Genomic DNA, 16,030 nt, shown 5'->3' with positions numbered 1-16,030 from the left:
TATATCGATTAACCGATTCGAGGAGTTCATCATTCCCGGCCTCAGCCACCCCCTCGTCGCCGCACGCACCCGCGAGTCGCGGCTCGTCCGCGCACTTCTGGGCGACCGCCCCGACATCACCCCCGTCTGGTTCATGCGCCAGGCGGGTCGTTCGTTGCCGGAGTACCGTGCGCTGCGGTCGCAGGGGACGATGATCGAGGCCTGCCTCGACCCCGCCCTGGCGAGTGAGATCACGATGCAGCCGGTTCGCCGTCACGGCGTCGACGCGGCCATCTTCTTCAGCGACATCATCGTGCCGCTCGCCCTCCTGGGCATCGACGTCGAGATCGCCGCGGGCCGCGGCCCCGTCTTCTCCCAGCCGCTGCGGACCGCCGCCGACATAGCCCGCACCACGGCGATCGATCCCGCGCTCGTGACCGAGCGCGGCGAGGCGATCGCGGATGCCGTAGGCCGGACGACCGCCATGCTCGCCGACCTCTCCGAAGAGCGCGGTGAGCCGCTGCCGCTCATCGGGTTCGCCGGGGCCCCGTTCACCCTCGCCGCCTACCTCGTCGAGGGCGGTCCGTCGAAGGATCACCTCGCGGCCCGGCGCCTCATCCATGAGGACCCGGCCGCATGGCGGGACCTCACGATGTGGCTCGCCGAGGTCACCGGCCGCTTCCTCGCCCTCCAGATCGAGGCGGGCGCGAGCGCGGGCCAGCTGTTCGACTCGTGGGCGGGTGGCCTGAACCCCGATGACTACCGCGCATCGGTGCTCCCGGCATCCGTCGCCGCGCTGCAGCACGCGCGATCGCTCCCGCTCCCCGAGGGCGTCGATCGCCTGCCGCTCGTGCACTTCGGCGTCGGCACCGGCGAGATCCTCGCCGACATGGCCACCCCCGACATCGACGCGCTGGGCGTGGACTACCGGGTCCGCCTCGCCGACGCGCGTCAGCGCATCGGGCGCGACCTGACCTTGCAGGGCAACCTCGATCCCGCGCTGCTGTTCGCCCCCGAGGCCGTGCGGACGGCGGAGGTCCACCGGATCCTCGAGGACGGCCTCGCCGCGCGCGCCCACGTCTTCAACCTGGGTCACGGCGTTCCCATGGAGGCCGACCCCGATGCGATCTCGGCGGTGGTGCGGACGGTCCACGACTGGCGGGCGCCGTGACCCACGAGGCGACCCATGACGTGATCATCGTGGGTGGCGGTATCGCCGGCCTGACGATCGCGTGGGAGCTCGCGCGGGCCGGTCGTGACGTCGTCCTCCTCGAAGCATCCGAGGACGCCGGGGGGATGCTGCGCCGCGGCGCGGCCGCGGGCCTCGAGGTCGACCTCGGCGCCGAATCCTTCGCCACGCGCACGACCGGCGTCGCCGATCTCGTCGCCGACGCGCGGCTGCCCGTGCAGCTGGTCGAACCCGCCCCCGGGGGAGCGCACGTCGCCTTCCGCCGCCGGTCCGGCCGGGTGGACCGCGCGCCGCTGCCGCGTCGGGCGCTCGTGGGCATGCCCGCGGAGCCTCTCGCGGCCGACGTCGTGCGCATCCTCGGTCGTCGCGGTGCCCGACGGGCGGCCCAGGAGCGCCTCCTGCCGATGCCCGTCGGCGCCGAACCGTCGCTCGCCGAGCTCACGACCAGCCGCTTCGGCGCACGTGTCACGGCGAGGTTGGTCGAGCCGCTGTGTCGGAGCGTCTACTCGCAGAGCGCGGAGTCCGTCCGGCTGTCCTCGCTTCACCCCGTGCTGTGGGAGAAGGCGCAGGCCGCCGGTTCGCTGACCGCCGCCGTCGATGCGCTCGCGCCCGCCGTCCGTGCGGGGTCGGCCGTCCGCGGGGTCGAGGGTGGCCTGTGGCGTCTCGCCGCCGAGCTCGAGGCGGTGGCGCTCCGCGCGGGCGCGGTCATCCGCACGGGGACGCCGGTGCGTGCCGTGACCGCGACCTCCGTCGACCTCGGCCACGAGACCCTGTCGGCCGCCTCCGTGGTGATCGCGACCGGGCCGACCGCCGCCGCCGAACTCCTGGGCGTCGACGTCGCATCGGCGCCGCCCGTCGGACTCGTCGTCGCCGAGGTCGCCTCGGACGGGTTCGACGCCTTCCCCATCGGGTCGGGCGTCATCGCGGCCCCCGAGATCGACTGCGCCGCGAAGGCCCTGACCCACGTCGACGCGAAGTGGCAATGGGCCGCCGCAGCGCTCCCCGCCGGGTCTCACCTCGTGCGGCTGTCCGCTCGCGAGGGCCGTCACGACGAACTGACGGATGCCGCCGGTGCCGCCGCCGCGATCCGCACCCTGACCGGGGTCCGGGTCTCGCCGGGGGACGTCCGCCGTGTCGTCCCCGTCTCGTGGCCCGACGCCGTCGCGACACCGCCCGTCCGCCAGGCGGTCGCCGCCGCGGCGGCGGAGCGTGGCATCCGTCTCGCGGGAGCCGTCGCGGCCGGGACCGGGCTCGCCTCGGTCATCCCGCACGCGCGCGCCCTCGCCTGCGACCTCACCACCCCTCCCACCCCCTCCGAAGGAGTACGTCATGTCCACTGACGAGACGCCTGATCCCGGCCTCGGCTACACCCTGTTCGCGATCCTCGCGGGACCGCGTCCGCGCATCGGCACACCGACGGCGGGCGACCTCGACGCGCTGCGCGCCGTCGCGGACGGGCTCGCTCGGGACGGAGTGACCCTGCGCGGGCTCTACGACGTGACCGGCATGCGGGCCGAAGCCGACCTGATGGTCTGGCTGCACGGCGAGGACCCCGCCGCCCTCCAGAAGGCGCTCCGGCAGCTGCGTCGGACCGCCGTCCTCGCCTCCTTCACGAACGTGTGGAGCGCGATGGGCGTGCACCGCGAGGCCGAGTTCAACAAGCGCCACGTCCCCGGGTACCTCCGCGGCGAGCACGCGCGCGGGTGGCTCTGCCTCTACCCCTTCGTCCGCAGCTACGAGTGGTACCTGCTCCCCGAGGAGGACCGTTCGCGCATGCTGGCCGAGCACGGCCGCAAGGGCGCCGTCTTCCGCGACGTGGTCGCGAACACGGTGTCGACGTTCGGGCTCAGCGACTACGAGTGGCTGCTGCCGCTCGAGAGCGACGACCCGATCAGCCTCGTCGACATGATGCGCGAGCTCCGGGCCACCGACGCGCGACGTCACGTCCGCGAAGAAGTGCCGTTCTACACCGGGCGGCGCGTGGAGATCGACGAACTGGCGGAGGTCCTGTCATGAGTGCAGAGAACATCGGATCCGTGAACCCGGAGTTCCGTCCCAAGCCGCCGCGCGCGCACGGCGTGGTCGTCGCCGAGGGCGCCGTCATCCCGAATGCGTCCGAGGGCGCGCGGGCGGGCGATCCGCACGCCACGATCCCCGTCGACTACGACGGGATCCTGCTGCTGGGCTTCGGCGGACCAGAGGGACAGGACGACGTCATCCCGTTCCTCCGCAACGTCACGGCGGGCCGCGGCATCCCGGACGAGCGTCTCGAGGAGGTCGCGCACCACTACCGCCACTTCGGCGGGGTGTCGCCGATCAACGAGCACAACCGCGAGCTGAAGGCGGCGCTCGATGCCGAACTCGCGGCCCGCGGACTCGACCTGCCCGTCTACTGGGGCAACCGCAACTGGATGCCGTACGTCACCGACGCGATCGACGCCGCCGTCGCCGACGGGCGGCGGAAGCTCCTCGCCATCGCCACGAGCGCCTACAGCTCGTACTCCTCGTGCCGGCAGTACCGCGAGGACCTCGCGGACGCCGTCGAGGCCACCGGTCACCAGACCGACGTGCAGATCGACAAGGTGCGTCAGTTCTTCGACCACCCCGGCTTCGTCGCGCCCTTCGTCGACGGGATCCGAGCGGGCATCGCCGAGCTCGCCGAGCGCGGCATCACCGACCTCGCGAACGAGGTCGAGATCCTGTTCTCGACCCACTCGATCCCCACCTCCGACGCCGACCGCTCGGGTCCGCCCGAGCGCGGATTCGGCCCGGGCGGCGCGTACGTCGCTCAGCACCTCGCCGTCGGCGAGGAGATCGTCTCGCGGCTCGGGTTCCCCGGCGCCTGGCAGCTCGTCTTCCAGAGCCGGTCCGGCCCGCCGCAGGTGCCGTGGCTCGAGCCCGACATCAACGACGCGATGCAGGATCTGCCGGGCCGCGGCCGCAAAGCCGTCCTCATCGTTCCGCTCGGGTTCGTGAGCGACCACATGGAGGTCATGTGGGACCTCGACACCGAGGCGATGGAGACCGCGGAGGAGCTCGGCCTCGTCGCCGTCCGCACCGCGACCCCGAGCACCCACCCGACCTATGTCGCGGGCCTCGTCGACCTCGTCGAGGAGCGCCTGAAGGGCATGCCCGCGGCCGAGCGCCCCGCCGTGACGGACCTCGGTCCCTGGTACGACGTCTGCCGTCCCGGCTGCTGCGAGAACAAGCGGCTCGGCTTCCAGCCGGCGCTGTCGGGCGTGGCACCGTGACCTTGCGCCTGGGGACCCGGGCGAGCCTGCTGGCCACGACCCAGTCGCAGCACGTGGCGGATGCCGTGGCCGCGGCATCCGGTCGAGACGTCGAACTCGTCCCCATCACCAGCGAGGGCGACGTCCTCACGGGGCCGCTCGCGCAGATGGGCGGCACGGGTGTCTTCGCCACGGCCCTTCGCGACGCGCTGCTGCGGGACGAGTGCGACTTCCTCGTGCACTCGATGAAGGACCTGCCGACGGCGCCGTTCCCCGGCATCGTCGTGGGCGCCGTGCCGGTCCGCGCCTCGCAGCGTGACGTCCTGCACTCCCGCGACGGGCTGTCGCTCGACGAGCTCCCCGCCGGCTCCCGTGTCGGCACCGGCTCGCCGCGCCGCGTCGCCCAGGTGCTCGCGCAGCGCCCGGATCTCGTGGTCGAGGGCATCCGCGGCAACGTCGACAGTCGCCTGCGCAAGGTCGCCGACGGCCAGTACGACGCGATCGTCCTCGCCGAGGCCGGCCTTCGCCGCATCGGCCGCGACGCCGCCATCACGCAGGTGCTCGACTGGCCGACGTCCGCCGCGCAGGGTGCGCTGGCCGTCGAGATCCGCGACGGGGATGCCGCCGTCGCCGACGCCGTGCGCCTCATCGAGGACGCCGACACGGCCCTCGCCGCGAACCTCGAACGCGCCGTGCTGCGCCGGCTCGAGGCCGGCTGCGCCGCCCCCGTCGCGATCGACGCAGAGCATCACGGCGACACCGTGACACTGATCGCGCACGTCTACGCCGAGGACGGCCGCCGCTCGGTCGCCGCCTCGCGACTCCTCGATCCGGACGTCGACGTCGATGCGGCTGCGGCCGACGTCGTCGCCGAGCTGCTCGAGGGCGGTGCCGCCGACCTCGCCGACCTGGCTGGGTCGTCCCGATGACCGGCGGCCTGCACGGCGCTCGCGTCCTGGTGCCTCGCGCCGGGGCGTGGGGGGAACGCGTCCGCGTCGACCTGCACGCCCGGGGCGCGGAGGCCGTCGTCGCCCCCCTCATCTCGTCGGCGCCGCCGCGCGACACGGCCGCCCGCGACCGCGCGTTCACGGCCCTCGCCGACGGTGCCTACGCGTGGCTGTTCGTCACGAGCGCCGCGAGCGTCGAGCAGCTCCGCCAGCACGCCGTCGCGATCCCCGCGACGACCCGCATCGCCGCCGTCGGTCGTGCGACGGCCCGCGCCGTCGCCGACGCGGGCTGGGAGGTCGACTTCGTCCCCGCCGGCGCCTCCTCGGCGACCGCCCTTGTCACCCAATGGTGCGCCGATCGGGCCCCGTCGAGGACGGGCCGCGCGCTCGTCGTCCGGAGCGATCTCGCCCAGGCCGTCGTGAGCGACGAGCTCGACGTCCGCGGGTTCGGCGTCGACGTCTGCATCGCCTACCGCACGGTCGGGGTCGACCTCGACCCCGCCGTCGCCGACGGGCTCCGCTCCGGCGAGATCGACGTCGTGCTCCTCACGTCGTTGAGCGTCGGCCGGGAGCTCCGGAGGCAGGTCGGGACCCTCCCGGCATCCACCCTCGTCGCCTCGATCGGTCCCGGCACGACCCGCGACGCCACGGCCCTCGGTTTCACCGTCGGTCACACCGCCCAGAGCCAGAGCATCGACGCGTTGATCGCCGAGCTCGACGCCCGCGTCCCCTCGGAGAAGTCCTCATGACCTCGTTCCCCACCCGCCGCCTCCGCCGCCTGCGCGGCACCCCCGCGCTCCGCCGTCTCGCCGCCGAGCACCACCTCGTCCCCTCGCAGCTCGTGCTGCCGGTGTTCGTGAAGGAGGGCATCGACTCCTCGCAGCCCATCTCGAGCATGCCCGGCGTGTCGCAGCATCCGCTCGACGCGATCGCCGACGTCGTCGACGAGGCGGCCGCAGCAGGCATAGGCGGGATCATGCTCTTCGGCGTGCCCGCCATGCGCGACGCGGTCGGCAGCGGCGCGACCGACCCCGACGGCATCCTGAACCGGGCGATCGCCGTCGCGGCGCGCGCCGCCGCGGGCCGTCTCACCGTGCAGGCCGACCTGTGCCTCGACGAGTTCACCGACCACGGACACTGCGGCCTGCTCGCCGCCGACGGCTCGGTCGACAACGACGCGACCCTCGAGGTATACGCCGAGATGGGCGTCGCGCAGGCCCGCGCCGGCGCCGACGTGCTCGGCCTCTCGGGGATGATGGACGGCCAGGTCGCTGCGGTCCGCGCAGGACTGGATGCCGCCGGCTTCGCCCACGTCGCGATCCTCGCCTACTCCGCGAAGTACGCCTCCGCCTTCTACGGCCCCTTCCGCGACGCCGTCGAGTCGACGCTGCAGGGCGACCGCCGGACGTACCAGATGGACCCCGCGAACGCGCGGGAGGGCGTCGAGGAGGCTCTCGTCGACATCGCCGAGGGCGCCGACGTCGTCATGGTCAAGCCCGCCATGCCGTACCTCGACGTGCTCGCCCGCGTCTCGGACCGCTCGAACGTGCCGGTGTGGGCGTACCAGGTGTCGGGGGAGTACGCGATGATCGAGCACGCCGCCGCGGCGGGCCTCATCGACCGCGAGCGGGCCATCGGCGAGAGTCTGCTGGGCATCCGCCGGGCCGGCGCCGACGTCATCCTCACCTACTGGGCCGTCGAGGTCGCGCACTGGCTGCGCGCCGGGAAGGAACTCGCATGAGCCGCAACCAGGAGCTGTTCGACCGTGCCCGCGGAGTGATCCCCGGAGGTGTCGACTCGCCCGTCCGCGCCTACGGGTCCGTCGGCGGGACGCCGCGGTTCATGGTGTCTGCGCAGGGCGCCTACGTGACGGATGCCGATGGCCGGGACTACGTCGACCTCGTCGCCAGCTGGGGGCCCGCCCTGCTCGGCCACTCGCACCCCGCCGTGATCGACGCGGTCGTCGAGGCCGCCCGCCGCGGACTCTCGTTCGGCGCGCCGACGGCCGCCGAGACCGAGCTCGCCGAGGAGATCCGCACGCGCGTCCCCGCCGCGGAGAAGATCCGCCTCGTCTCGACCGGCACCGAGGCGACGATGACGGCGATCCGCCTCGCGCGCGCCGCGACCGGCCGCGACCTGCTCGTCAAGTTCGCCGGGCACTACCACGGTCACTCCGACGGCCTGCTCGCGCAGGCCGGCTCGGGTCTCGCGACCCTCGCCCTGCCCGGATCGGCGGGCGTCCCGGCGGCCATCGCGGCGCAGACGCTCGTCATCGGCTACAACGACCGCGCCGCCGTCGAGGAGGTCTTCCGCGCTCACGAAGGCCGGATCGCCGCGATCATCACCGAGGCCGCCGGCGCCAACATGGGCGTCGTGCCCCCGGCATCCGGATTCACGGCGTTCCTGTCGGAGATCGCGCACCGCAACGGGGCGCTCCTCATCAGCGACGAGGTGCTCACCGGCTTCCGGTCCTCGCGCTCGGGCTACGCCGGTGTGCTGGATGCGGCGGGGGAGCACATCGTCCCCGACCTCATCGCCTTCGGCAAGGTCATCGGCGGCGGGCTCCCCGTCGCCGCCGTCGCCGGTCGCGCGGACATCATGGACCTCCTCGCCCCGACCGGTCCGGTGTACCAGGCCGGCACGCTGTCGGGGAACCCGGTCGCCGTCGCCGCGGGACTCGCGACCCTGACGCACGCCGACGACGCGGTGTACCGCACGCTCGACTCCGTCGCGCACACCGTCGCGGACGCGGCATCCGCTGCGCTGACGGATGCCGGGGTGCCGCACGTCGTGCAGTGGGCGGGGACCCTGTTCAGCATCTTCTTCGGCGAGTCCGTCGTGAACGGCGTGCCCGACTACGCGACGGCGACGTCGCAGGATGCCGACGCCTACGGACGGTTCTTCCACGCGATGCTCGAGGGCGGCGTCTCGCTGCCGCCATCGGCCTTCGAGGCGTGGTTCGTCACGGCCGCGCACGACGACGCGGCGATCGGCCGGATCCTCGACGCGCTGCCCGCCGCCGCGAAGGCCGCGCGCGGCTGAGGACGCGGGGCTAGGGTGAGCCGCATGCCTCGTCGCCTGCTGTTCGCCCTGCCCGCGGCCCTCGTGGCGATCGGACTTTCGGGGTGCGGCGCGGCGGCTGCGGCGACGCCCGCCGAGATCGCCGAACGGGTCTCGCACCTCGGTGTCGACCCCGCGCTCGTGGTGACGACGACGATCGAGGGATACGACCTGGCGCCGCAGTCCGTGAACGAGACGGACGAGGGCGGCATGACCGCGACGTGGGCGAAGCCCGGCACGGGCGACATGATCACCGTGCGCACCGATCCGGGGGAGATGGATGCCGCCGGCTGCGCCGCTCAGCAGTTGTGGGGCGGCGGCGAGGCCGCCTGCATTCAGGACGGCGCGACGTGGCACCGGTCGGCCGGGGGGATCGACGAGTTCGCCGTCGTCCAGGAGGGCCGAACGGTGGTGATTGTCGGCGGCGACGGCCTCGGCGCACCTCGGGATGATCTGGAAGAGGCCGCCGCGGGCCTGCGGGCTCCGACCGTCGCGGAGGTCGATCGGATGTTCGCCGAGGTGCAACGACGCCATGATCGCGGCGGACCCGTCGAGCGCGGCGACATTCCGGAGGACGGGGACGGCGCTCCCGTCGACCCGGGTGGCGAGGGCGGCTGAGCCGCCGATCATCAGGAAGCGCGGACGGCGGCGGGGTCCGGGGAGCCCGGCAACTAGGCTGGAACCCATGCCCGTCACCCTCCTCGGAGCCGCCGAGATCCGCGCCCTCGCCGCCGACCTCGACGTCACCCCCACCAAGAAGCTCGGGCAGAACTTCGTCGTCGACGCCAACACGGTCCGCAAGATCGTCACGGCCGCGCGCGTGACCTCGGCCGACCGCGTCGTCGAGGTGGGGCCGGGTCTCGGCTCGCTGACCCTCGCCATCCTCGAGACCGGCGCCCCGGTCACCGCCGTCGAGATCGACCACCGCCTCGCCGAGCGCCTGCCCGCCACCGCCGCGGCGCACGGCGTCCCCGACGGCGCGCTGACCGTCGTCGCGCAGGATGCCCTTCGCGTGAGCGAGCTCCCGGGCGACCCCGACGTCCTCGTCGCGAACCTGCCGTACAACGTCAGCGTTCCGGTGCTCCTGCACTTCATGGAGCACTTCCCGACCATCCAGCGCGGCGTCGTCATGGTGCAGGCCGAGGTCGGCGAACGCCTCGCGGCCCCGTCCGGTTCGAAGGTCTACGGCGCCCCGAGCGTCAAGGCCGCCTGGTACGGCACCTGGCGCCTCGCCGGCACCGTCTCCCGTCAGGTCTTCTGGCCGGTCCCCAACGTCGACAGCGTCCTCGTGGGCTTCGAACGGGATGCCGCGGCCCGCGGCACCGAGGAGGAGCGCCTCCGCACCTTCGCGATCGTCGACGCGGCGTTCCAGCAGCGGCGCAAGATGCTCCGCCAGGCCCTGTCCGCCGTCCTCGGCGGGTCGTCCGCCGCGGCCAGCGAGGTGCTCGAACGCGCCGGCGTGGCGCCCACCGCGCGTGGAGAGGAACTCACGATCGAGGACTTCGTCCGCATCGCCCGCGCCTGAGCCCTCGGCATCCGTCGTCTCCTCTCGAAGCGACACCCGCACCCGTTCTCGTAGACTTCGCGCGTCATTCACCCCGTGTTCCCGAAACATGCCGGTAACATTTCAGAGCACGGCGGGGGCACCCGAGCTCTCGCACTGACGGAAGAAGTGACCATGCGCCGCGCCGAGCATCCGGCCGCCGAACGGATCCTGCTCCACCTGAGTGACACGCATCTGCGTGGCCCGGGACCTCGCCTGTTCGAGAGCGTCGACGGGGAGGCATCGCTGACCGCCGCGCTCGACGCCATCGAAACCAGTGGCATCGCTCCCGACGCGATCGTCTTCACGGGGGACCTCGTCGATCTCGGCGAGGCCGCTGCGTACGACGCGATCCGCGCCCTCGTCGAGCCGTTCGCCGAGCGGCTCGACGCACGGCTCTTGTGGGTCATGGGCAACCACGACGACCGCGGCGCCTTCCGCGAGCACCTGCTCGACCAGACGCCCGCCGATCCGACGGCACCCTACGACCGGGTCGACGAGCTCGACGGGCTCCGCATCGTCACCCTCGACACGAGCGTGCCCGGGCACCACCACGGCGAGCTCTCCGACGCCCAGCTCGCGTGGCTGCGCGGCGTGCTCGCGACGCCGGCGCCGCTCGGCACGGTCCTCGCGATGCACCACCCGCCGGTCCCGAGCGTCCTCCCGCTCGCGGCGAGCGTCGAGCTGCGCGACCAGAACCGGCTGGCGGACGTCCTGCGCGGCACGGACGTCCGCGCGATCATCGCCGGGCACCTGCACTACTCGACGTTCGCGACGTTCGCGGGGATCCCCGTGTCCGTCGCGTCGTCGACCTGCTACGCGCAGGATCTGACCGTCCCCGTCGGCGGTTCGCGTCCGCAGGACGGCGCGCAGGCGTACAACCTCGTGCACGTCTACGACGACACGGTCGTCCACTCGGTCGTGCCGATCGACGTGCCGCGGCCGCTGGAGTACATCGACCCCGCCGAGGCTCAGCGACGCCTGCGCGAGGCGGGCGTCACCGGCTCCGTCACGCGTGCAGCTCGACCGGGCGTGCCGGCGCTGCGCTGACCGCAGGGTCCTCCCAGGGCGCGCGGACCGGGAAGAGCCGCTCGAGCAGACCCGTCACCGCGCGCACGCGCACCGCTTCGGGCACCTCGAGGTCGCCGCCGTCGTTGAGGCAGAACATGTCCACGTCTCCGCGCTCGGCGAGGCGCTCCATCCGTCGCAGCGACGCGGCCTGCGTCGTCTGGAAGTACCGCACACGCGGCGCGGTCGACGCGATCGCACGCCCCGTGAACTGCGCGTAGTAGTGGTACAGGCAGTTGGTCACCGACACGTCGGTCGCGGAGCGGAAGCGGGATGCCGCGGTGCGCCGGATCTCTTCGGGGAACTCCTGCTCGAGCTCGAACATCACCGAGCGGCGCAGCGGTGCCGCGCAGTGCTCGAGGTCGCGGACGATCGTGCGTCCGAAGCGCTCCTTGAGGAGTTCGCGGTTGAGGCGCAGCGCGTTGTCGTGACCGCTCCGTGCGACGCGGCGGGGCCCGGTGCCGATGCGGACGTCGCACTCGACGAACGACGAGACGCCAGCGGGGGAGAAGAACAGCTCGGGCGACAGCGGGCGGCCGAAGAACATGTCGTCGTTCGAGTACAGGAAGTGCTCCGACAGCCCCTCGATGCGGTGCAGCTGCGCCTCGACGGCGTGCGAGTTGTGCGTGGGGAGCACCGAGGTGTCCTCGAAGAACTCCTCGCTCCGGACGATCGTCACCTTCGGGTGGTCGAGCAGCCACGCGGGGGCGGGGGAATCGGTCGCGATGAAGATGCGTCGCACCCACGGCGCGTACATGTGGACGCTGCGCAGGGCGTACCGCAGCTCGTCGACGTGGCGGTACCGGGCGGGCCCGTCGTCGCCGTCGCCGACGACGTACTCCGACAGCTGGGCCGCGCGCTGGCGCTGGAACTCGGACGACGATCCGTCGACCCAGGAGAAGACCATGTCGATCTCGTGGGTGACCTCGCCCGGGTGGGGGTCGAACATCCCGTGCAGAGTCTGCCACGTGCGGCCGTAGCGCAGGGCGGTCGCGGGCTCGACGTCCTCCGCCGCGAAGGCGCGCCGGGTGAGGTCGTTGGCGTGCGGAGCCTCGACGAGCTCCTCGCCGAAGCGCCAGAACTCGACCCGAACGCCGTGGCCGGCGCCGTAGCGCAGCTCGCCGGCGATACGCGGACGGAACACGCGCAGCGACGACGGGCCCGACCCGCGCAGGCGCAGCTCGCCGAAGGGCACGGGCGTGCCGCCCTTGGCCTTCGCGTACAGCGGTTCTGTGACGGCTTGGTCCGTCAGTGCCGCGAGGGCGCGGTCGCGGTGAGCGAGGTCAACGACGAGACCGGGGACGGCGCGGGAGTGACGGATGAGGAGGTGCGGGATGCCGGCATCCGACAACGCATCGGCGATCAGCAGCAGGTCGTCGATGCGAGCCTGTTCGGGAGTGGTGTCGTCATGGCGCAGATGAAGCATGCCTCCGACGAGGACGATGTCCTCGCGTTCGAGGAGTGCGGTCCAGGAACCACCCTCGGACGGCAGTGCAGTCAGTCGCGCCATATGTTCTCCTTGTTGTGCATATTCGGTCGAGCAAGAGTAAGTGGCGGTCGTTTCGCCGACGTTTCGGGTGTCCGGCATCGCTAGCCTGGGGTGATGACCGATTACGCGGACCGTTTCCCCTCGTCGCGCAATGGCGACACCCACCGCCCCTATCAGGCGGCGTCCTCCCGCTACGATGCGGGGGCCTTCCGCCAGGTCGGCTCGAGCGGCCTGTATCTGCCGGCGATCTCGCTGGGACTCTGGTGGAACTTCGGGGACAACATCCCCTTTGACAACCAGCGTACTCTGCTCCGGCACGCCTTCGACCGGGGCGTCACCCACTTCGACCTCGCGAACAACTACGGCCCGCCGTTCGGCTCGGCCGAGACGAACTTCGGCCGCATGATGCGCGAGGACTTCGCACCGTACCGCGACGAGCTGATCATCTCCTCCAAGGCCGGCTACGACATGTGGCCCGGCCCCTACGGCAACTACGGTTCGCGGAAGTACCTCATCGCCAGCGCCGAGCAGTCGCTGACGCGCATGAGCGTCGACTACGTCGACATCTTCTACTCGCACCGCGCCGACCCCGTGACGCCGATCGAGGAGACCATCGGCGCCCTCGACACCCTGGTCCGCCAGGGCAAGGCCCTCTACGTCGGCATCTCCTCCTACAGTGCGGAGCGCACCGAAGAGGCCGTCGCCGTGGCCAAGAGCCTCGGCACGCCGCTCATCATCCACCAGCCCTCGTACTCGATCCTCAACCGCTGGGTCGAGGACGGCCTGACGGACTCGCTCAAGACGGCCGGCATGGGCGCCATCGCGTTCACCCCGCTCGCGCAGGGCCTGCTCACCGACAAGTACCTCGGCGACGGCCGCGCCGAACGCGCCCAGAGCCGCTTCTCGCTGCCCGACGGACAGCTGAACCAGAAGGCGCTCGACACGTTGCGGTCGCTCAACGACATCGCTCAGCAGCGCGGCCAGACCCTCGCGCAGATGGCCATCCAGTGGGTCCTGCGCGATGAGGTGGTGACCTCTGCGCTCATCGGCGCCTCGCGCCCCGAGCAGCTCGATCAGAACCTCGCCGCCGTCGACGGTGCGCCGTTCGACGACGACGAGCTCGCCCGCATCGACGAACTGTCGGGCGCGATCGACGTCGATCTGTGGGCCGATTCGGCCAACGCGTGAGTCTGTCCCTCGACACGTCCCGGCGCGTGCACGTGCGCGCGCCGGGCAAGCTCAACCTCTTCTTCGAGGTGGGCCCCGTCGGCGACGACGGCTACCACGACGTCGCCTCCGTCTACCAGGCGGTCTCGCTGTTCGAGGACGTCTGGGCGTCGCATGCCGACGTCACGAGTCTCTCCGTGAGCGGCGACGTCGACGTATCGGGCGTCCCGCTCGACGAGTCGAACCTCGCGCTCCGCGCGGCGCGCCTCGTGACGGACGCCGTCGGGTGGGAGGGCGGCATCCGTCTCGAGATCCACAAGGGCGTACCGGTTGCCGGCGGCATGGGAGGCGGGTCGGCCGATGCTGCCGCTGCTCTCGTCGCGGTGAACGAGCTCGTCGACGGGGGGCTCAGCTCGACCGAACTGCACGCGCTGGGCGCTCAGCTCGGCTCGGACGTCCCGTTCGCCCTGCTCGGCGGCACCGCGGTCGGGACGGGGCGCGGCGACGAGCTCGCCCCCGCCCTGGGGCGCGGGTTCTTCGCGTGGGTGCTGGTGGCCGACGGCGGCGGACTTTCGACGCCCGAGGTCTACGGGACGCTCGATCGCCTCCGCTCCGAGGCCGACATCGCCCCCGACCGTGCCCTGCCGTCGGTCGACCCCGCGGTCCTCCGAGCGCTGCGCTCAGGGGATGCCGCGGCGCTGGGAACCGCGATCCGCAACGATCTGCAGCTCGCCGCCGTCCACCTGCGACCCGACCTCGCCGTCCTCCTGGACGAGGGGCTCGACGCCGGTGCGCTGGGCGGGCTGGTGTCGGGTTCCGGGCCGACCACGGCCTTCCTCGCCGCGGACTCGGAGCACGCGAAGCGGATCGCCGAGCAGCTCGCGGCGCGAGGCCACGAGGTCCACGCGGTGACGGGTCCCGTCGCCGGCGCGCGCGTGGTCTGACCTCGCCCGTGTCGGCACGTCCCCCTAGCCTGGGGGGATGAGCTCCCTCGATGACCAGTTCCACTCGGCCGCTCTCGACGACGACCTGACCGCCACCTTGGACGCGCGCGGCCTCCGCGCAGCGCGCGTCGGTGACGACGATCAGGAGGGCACCCATCGCTGGCAGGATGCCGTGGCCCGCGGCTTCCTGGGCGGGGAGCCCACCGAGGCCCAGTACACCGAGTCCTTCGCCCGCAACGGTTACCGCCGCAAGATCGGCGTGTACGACGCCGCCGGCGTGCAGACCGACGTCCCCGTCGCGACCTTCGCGTCGTGGGGGACCGAGCTCACCCTGCCCGGCGGGTCGACCGTTCCGATGTGCGCCGTCAGCGCGGTGACCGTCGCGCCTACGCACCGGCGTCGCGGCATCCTGAGCACCCTCATGCGCGGCGAACTGCGCACCGCGGTCTCGCTCGGGTTCCCGATCGCGGGCCTCACCGTCAGCGAGTCGGGCATCTACGGCCGTTTCGGCTTCGCCCCCGCGGTCACCGCCACGTCGTGGGAGATCTCCACGCGCCGCACCGGATGGATCGGCCCGGTCGCCCCGGGGCGCATCGACTACATCACGCGCGAGCAGGGCCGGGATGCCGCGACCGACCTGTACGAGCGGATCCGTCTGGCCACCCCGGGCGAGATCACCATGCCCGGCGGTCACTGGGACCGCACGTTCGGGACGCGCGCCGACGCCGAGAAGGCCGACAAGCTGCGCGTCGTCCAATACCGCTCGCCGGCGGGCGAGGTCGAAGGCGTCGCGGCCTACAGCATCGCCGAGGACGACGACGACTGGGCTGCCTCGACCGCCACGGTGTCGCGAGTGGTGGCAGGGACGGATGCCGCCTACGCCGGCCTGTGGCGCTTCCTGCTGACCCTCGACCTGGTCGGCACCGTCCGGGCCAGCGAACTTTCGGTCGACGAGCCGCTCTGGTGGATGATCGACAACAAGCGAGCCGCGCGGATCACGAGCCGGGACCACCACTATCTCCGCGTGCTCGACGTCCCGGCGACGCTCGCCGCCCGCAGCTACGACGTCGAGGACGTCATCGCCCTGGAGGTGACCGATGCGCTCGGCATCGCCGACGGCACCTTCGTCCTGACGGCCGGCGAGACGCCCGGCGTCGACGTCGTCGATGACCCGCCCCTCGGGGTCCCGCTCGTGCGTCTCGGTGTCGAAGAGCTCTCGGCGATGCTCCTCGGCGCCGTGTCCCCGGTGACTCTCGCTCGCGCGGGACGCGTCGAGACCGACGACCCGCATCGCATCGCACGCGTCTTCGCGGCGACGACGCCGCCGCGGCTGAGCTTCTGGTACTGACCGTGGTCGGGACCAGCGGGGCGGCGTACGCCGAGCGGTCAGGCGGCGCCGCGTAGCCTGGAGGTG

15 protein-coding genes are annotated in these 16,030 nt (G+C 72.5%); 14 read left to right on the top strand and 1 reads right to left on the bottom strand.

Features of this window, described 5'->3' with window-relative positions; translation table 11 throughout:
• Positions 1–28 precede the first annotated feature (28 nt).
• From hemE to AC4NN1_RS03885, 11 genes are all read left to right on the top strand, one after another.
• Positions 29–1,150 carry a uroporphyrinogen decarboxylase gene (hemE, locus tag AC4NN1_RS03935; protein WP_414685638.1) on the top strand — a complete coding sequence of 374 codons (1,122 nt, stop codon included), beginning with the start codon at positions 29–31 and terminating at the stop codon, positions 1,148–1,150.
• Positions 1,147–2,508 (top strand): protoporphyrinogen/coproporphyrinogen oxidase, encoded by a 1,362-nt coding sequence (locus AC4NN1_RS03930; RefSeq protein ID WP_491954589.1) that lies wholly within the window; start codon positions 1,147–1,149, stop codon positions 2,506–2,508. Before hemE ends, AC4NN1_RS03930 begins: the two co-directional genes overlap by 4 nt.
• A complete protein-coding gene (gene hemQ, locus AC4NN1_RS03925) occupies positions 2,498–3,184 on the top strand; it encodes a hydrogen peroxide-dependent heme synthase (protein ID WP_491954588.1) in 687 nt (228 codons plus the stop codon). The genes AC4NN1_RS03930 and hemQ overlap by 11 nt, the downstream gene beginning before the upstream one ends.
• A complete protein-coding gene (locus tag AC4NN1_RS03920) occupies positions 3,181–4,419 on the top strand; it encodes a ferrochelatase (protein ID WP_491954587.1) in 1,239 nt (412 codons plus the stop codon). The genes hemQ and AC4NN1_RS03920 overlap by 4 nt, the downstream gene beginning before the upstream one ends.
• Positions 4,416–5,327 (top strand): hydroxymethylbilane synthase, encoded by a 912-nt coding sequence (gene hemC, locus AC4NN1_RS03915; RefSeq protein WP_491954586.1) that lies wholly within the window; start codon positions 4,416–4,418, stop codon positions 5,325–5,327. Before AC4NN1_RS03920 ends, hemC begins: the two co-directional genes overlap by 4 nt.
• The gene (locus AC4NN1_RS03910) at positions 5,324–6,094 is read left to right on the top strand and encodes a uroporphyrinogen-III synthase (protein ID WP_311870089.1); all 771 of its coding nucleotides are present in this window, start codon (positions 5,324–5,326) and stop codon (positions 6,092–6,094) included. The genes hemC and AC4NN1_RS03910 overlap by 4 nt, the downstream gene beginning before the upstream one ends.
• Positions 6,091–7,086, top strand: coding sequence for a porphobilinogen synthase (hemB, locus tag AC4NN1_RS03905; RefSeq protein ID WP_020097025.1), 996 nt, complete (start codon positions 6,091–6,093; stop codon positions 7,084–7,086). The genes AC4NN1_RS03910 and hemB overlap by 4 nt, the downstream gene beginning before the upstream one ends.
• Positions 7,083–8,387, top strand: a complete 1,305-nt coding sequence (gene hemL, locus AC4NN1_RS03900) for a glutamate-1-semialdehyde 2,1-aminomutase (RefSeq protein ID WP_491954585.1) — start codon at positions 7,083–7,085, stop codon at positions 8,385–8,387. Before hemB ends, hemL begins: the two co-directional genes overlap by 4 nt.
• Positions 8,388–8,411: 24 nt before the next feature.
• Positions 8,412–9,023, top strand: a complete 612-nt coding sequence (locus AC4NN1_RS03895; RefSeq protein WP_491954584.1) for a hypothetical protein — start codon at positions 8,412–8,414, stop codon at positions 9,021–9,023.
• Positions 9,024–9,090: 67 nt separating this feature from the next.
• Complete coding sequence (gene rsmA / locus AC4NN1_RS03890) at positions 9,091–9,930, top strand: 16S rRNA (adenine(1518)-N(6)/adenine(1519)-N(6))-dimethyltransferase RsmA (protein ID WP_020097028.1); 840 nt, start codon at positions 9,091–9,093, stop codon at positions 9,928–9,930.
• Between the two features lie 153 nt (positions 9,931–10,083).
• Positions 10,084–10,998 carry a phosphodiesterase gene (locus AC4NN1_RS03885; RefSeq protein ID WP_311857127.1) on the top strand — a complete coding sequence of 305 codons (915 nt, stop codon included), beginning with the start codon at positions 10,084–10,086 and terminating at the stop codon, positions 10,996–10,998.
• Here AC4NN1_RS03885 and AC4NN1_RS03880 read toward each other — a convergent pair.
• Positions 10,958–12,526, bottom strand: coding sequence for a stealth conserved region 3 domain-containing protein (locus AC4NN1_RS03880; protein ID WP_020097030.1), 1,569 nt, complete (start codon positions 12,524–12,526; stop codon positions 10,958–10,960). The two genes, AC4NN1_RS03885 and AC4NN1_RS03880, sit on opposite strands and share 41 nt — an antisense overlap.
• 93 nt (positions 12,527–12,619) lie before the next feature.
• Here AC4NN1_RS03880 and mgrA point away from each other — a divergent pair, with 93 nt between their 5' ends.
• Genes mgrA through AC4NN1_RS03865 form a run of 3 tightly spaced genes read left to right on the top strand, consistent with a single transcriptional unit; the run spans position 12,620 to position 15,964 of the window.
• A complete protein-coding gene (gene mgrA, locus AC4NN1_RS03875; protein ID WP_116228875.1) occupies positions 12,620–13,693 on the top strand; it encodes an L-glyceraldehyde 3-phosphate reductase in 1,074 nt (357 codons plus the stop codon).
• Complete coding sequence (locus AC4NN1_RS03870) at positions 13,690–14,616, top strand: 4-(cytidine 5'-diphospho)-2-C-methyl-D-erythritol kinase (protein WP_491954583.1); 927 nt, start codon at positions 13,690–13,692, stop codon at positions 14,614–14,616. The genes mgrA and AC4NN1_RS03870 overlap by 4 nt, the downstream gene beginning before the upstream one ends.
• Before the next feature lie 37 nt (positions 14,617–14,653).
• Positions 14,654–15,964 (top strand): GNAT family N-acetyltransferase, encoded by a 1,311-nt coding sequence (locus tag AC4NN1_RS03865; protein ID WP_491954582.1) that lies wholly within the window; start codon positions 14,654–14,656, stop codon positions 15,962–15,964.
• Positions 15,965–16,030: the final 66 nt, after the last annotated feature.

It is taken from the genome of Microbacterium sp. MDV22-iso44 (genome assembly GCF_058629135.1).
Note: the sequence above shows the minus strand (reverse complement) of the source record. Positions and strands in the feature narration are given on the sequence as shown.